The organism is Selenomonadales bacterium (assembly GCA_018335585.1).
In the GTDB taxonomy this organism is placed as follows: domain Bacteria; phylum Bacillota; class UBA994; order UBA994; family UBA994; genus UBA994.
Window position 1 is genome coordinate 1 of sequence record JAGXRZ010000006.1, and the last position, 3,048, is coordinate 3,048.

Below are 3,048 nucleotides of genomic sequence, written 5' to 3' on the forward strand. Positions count from 1 at the left end.
TCCCGCGCTAACTTAGGCTTAGCTTCACCCGTCGCCGACAAAATAGCGGCGAGATGGACGATGGTGTTAATCTTGTGGCGCTTAACGACGTCGGCGATTTGCTGCGGGACGGTGACGTCAACTAAGGAGTAGGGGCCTTCCGCTATTGGCCCGGTCGGTGCCGTGGCATGTATGTCGCTCGCAATGACGTTATCGGTGCCGTAGGTTTTGCGCATGGCGACTACGAGCTCGGTGCCAATCTGCCCGAGCGCGCCGGTGATAAGTATTTTTTTCACAAACATTCCTCCCGTGTGTCTTAGTTTTTTACTTGCGTTGCTCTGTCGTATCTATTGTACCTGTTTCGCTGCTTGCTTACCAGAGAAAATGAAGCGGGAGGTGTGGGGGGCCGCTGGCTCTCGGCTCCTAGCTCCTAGTAGAATTTGGGGCACTCGGCTTTCAGCCGTTAGCCGTAGAGTGGCTCCCCGGCTTTCGCTTAAGGTTGTGAGTTGTAAGCCGTAAGCTGTGTGCTGTGTGTTGTGAGTTGTGAGTTGTGATTTGTGAGTTGTGAGTCGTGAGGCAAATACGCCGGCAGGAGAGAGCGCTTCGTATGGCGAAAGAATGAGTGTTGCAGCGAAGAAAATCGGAGCAAAGTTGATTATTAGATGGAGGGTGGACAATGAAAAATCGGCTAAAGAGAGCTGAGGTGCCGGCAGAGCTTACCTGGAACTTGGCGGATATCTTTCCGACCGGCGCGGACTGGGAACGGGAGCTTACGGCAATTGCGCGCGATTTACCTGCTATTATGCGCTTTAAGGGGAAGTTGGCGTCTGGCGCGGGAGTGCTTGCGGAGTGTTTAGAGGCGGCGGAGGATCTACAGAGACGCCTGCACCGCGTGGTGGCCTACGCTTCGCTCGCGCTTTCGGGCGACGGCACCGACCCTGCCAACCAAGCAGCTATGGGGCGAGCGCAGTCGCTCGGCGCCGAGGCGCAGGCGGCCATGGCCTTTATTCGCTCCGAAGCGTTGGAGCTACCCGCCGGGACACTGGAGCGCTATCTTGAAGAATCGGCCGAGCTTAAGAGCTTTGCGCGCACGGTGCTGCGCATGATTGACGAAAAGCCCTATGTGCTGAGCCTAGAGACTGAGCGGGCGTTGGCCTCGCTAAGTGAAGTACTGCAGTCGCCTTACTTAGTCTACACGCGTTCCAAGGCGGCCGATATGACCTTTGCCGACATTAAGGACAGCACGGGGCAGACACACCCCATGTCGTTCTCGCTTTATGAGGAGTCCTACGAGAAGTCGGCCGACTTTGTGCTGCGGCGCAACGCCTGGGCCTCGTTTACCGCGGGCCTCAGGAACTACCAAAACACCTACGGCACTACTTGGGGCACGGAAGTTAAGAAGCATGTGGTGACGGCGAAACTCCGCGGTTACCCCTCCGCGACGCATATGCTCCTGCACCAGCAGGAAGTGGACCCCGCGAGCTACCATATGCTGCACGACGTTATCCTGAAGGAAATTGCGCCGCATATGCGCCGCTATGCGCGGCTGCGCAAAGAACTGCTTGGCCTTACGGATATGCTCTACTGCGACATCGAAGCGCCGCTCGACCCAGACTTTAGCCCGGCCACGACTTACGCTACTGCCGCCGAGGTCATCGCGAAGGGGCTGGCGGTGCTGGGGCCGGAGTATGCGGCGATAGTGGCCGACAGCCTTAACAACAGGTGGATTGACCTGGCGGATAACGTCGGCAAATCGACCGGCGCGTTTTGCTATGGTGTGCCGGATGCTCACCCCTATATTTTGGTGACCTGGGCCGACAATATGCGCGGTGCCTTGGTGCTGGCGCACGAGATTGGGCATGCGGGGCACGGGGTGCTGGCCATGCGTTACCAGCGGCTGTCTAACGTGCGTGGCTCGGTGTTCTTTACGGAGGCACCCTCCATCATTAACGAGCTCTTGGTCGGCAACTACATCGCCGTGCAGTCTAACGACCCACGACTCCACAGGTGGCTGGCGATGCAGCTTTTGATGACTTATCACCACAACTTCGTGCGCCACTTAATCGAAGGCGAACTGCAGCGGCGCACGTACGTGCTGGCAGAAAAGGGACAGCCGATTACCGCCAGCGTGCTCAGCCGTGTGCAGGGCGAAATTCTTGAGGAATTCTGGGGCCGCGAAGTGAAGATAGACGAGGGCGCACGCCTGACTTGGATGCGCCAGCCGCACTTCTATATGGGCCTCTACCCGTACAGCTACTCGGCCGGCTTAACTGTAGGCACGGCCGTAGCGAAGGCCATTAAAGAGCAGGGCCAGCCGGTAATCGACAGGTGGCTGGAAGTCCTTAAAACCGGGGGAGCCAAGCCGCCGGTGGAACTTGCGCGTATGGCGGGGGTAGACATGACCGACGCGGCGGCTATCCGCACCGCGGTCGACTATGTCGGCGAACTAGTCGACACTGTCGTCAAAAGCTTTGGCCGAGACGTATAGCCTGTGGCGCGCCGTCACGCACCGTGGCGGCGCTTTCTTTGGCTTGAAAAACGTTTGGGCTGTGGCATAATAGGTGTGGAAAACGCGGAAGTGGCGTGACAAGCAAGGTTGGAGGTAATTTAATGGAAAAGAAGTATATGGCCGAGCCTTACAAGATTAAAATGGTGGAACCAATCGCCGTCACCACGCGCGCGCAGCGCGAAGAGGCCATACAGCGCGCCGGGTACAACACGTTTTTGCTGGACTCGGACGACGTCTATATCGACCTGTTAACCGACTCGGGCACCAACGCCATGAGCGATAACCAGTGGGCGGGCATGATGTTAGGCGACGAGGCCTATGCCGGCTCCAAGAACTTTAAGAACCTAAAGCTCGCCGTACAGGACTTGTTTGGCTTTAAGCATGTGCTGCCGACGCACCAGGGACGCGGCGCGGAGAATATTCTTTCGCAAATCATGATTAAAAAGGGTGACTTTGTCCCCGGCAACATGTACTTTACGACTACGCGCGCCCACCAAGAGCTTAACGGCGCTACGTTTAGGGATATCATCATTGACGAAGCGCATGACTCGACGCTGGAG

At 57.4% G+C, this 3,048-nt stretch carries 3 protein-coding genes; 2 read left to right on the forward strand and 1 reads right to left on the reverse strand.

Going from position 1 to position 3,048, the window contains the following annotated elements; genetic code table 11:
- A partial coding sequence (locus KGZ66_00755) for an NAD-dependent epimerase/dehydratase family protein (protein MBS3984126.1) occupies positions 1 to 275 on the reverse strand: 275 nt, incomplete at its 3' end.
- Between the two features lie 380 nt (positions 276 to 655).
- On the opposite strand from KGZ66_00755, the gene pepF reads away from it, so the two are divergent.
- The gene (pepF, locus tag KGZ66_00760) at positions 656 to 2,467 is read left to right on the forward strand and encodes an oligoendopeptidase F (protein MBS3984127.1); all 1,812 of its coding nucleotides are present in this window, start codon (positions 656 to 658) and stop codon (positions 2,465 to 2,467) included.
- Between the two features lie 122 nt (positions 2,468 to 2,589).
- Positions 2,590 to 3,048, forward strand: a 459-nt coding sequence (locus KGZ66_00765) for a tyrosine phenol-lyase (protein MBS3984128.1), incomplete at its 3' end; no start/stop codon positions are given.

Bases quoted from the DNA above. Each gene is read 5' to 3' on its own strand.
- pepF (MBS3984127.1), top strand. From the start codon at position 656: ATGAAAAATCGGCTAAAGAGAGCTGAGGTGCCGGCAGAGCTTACCTGG.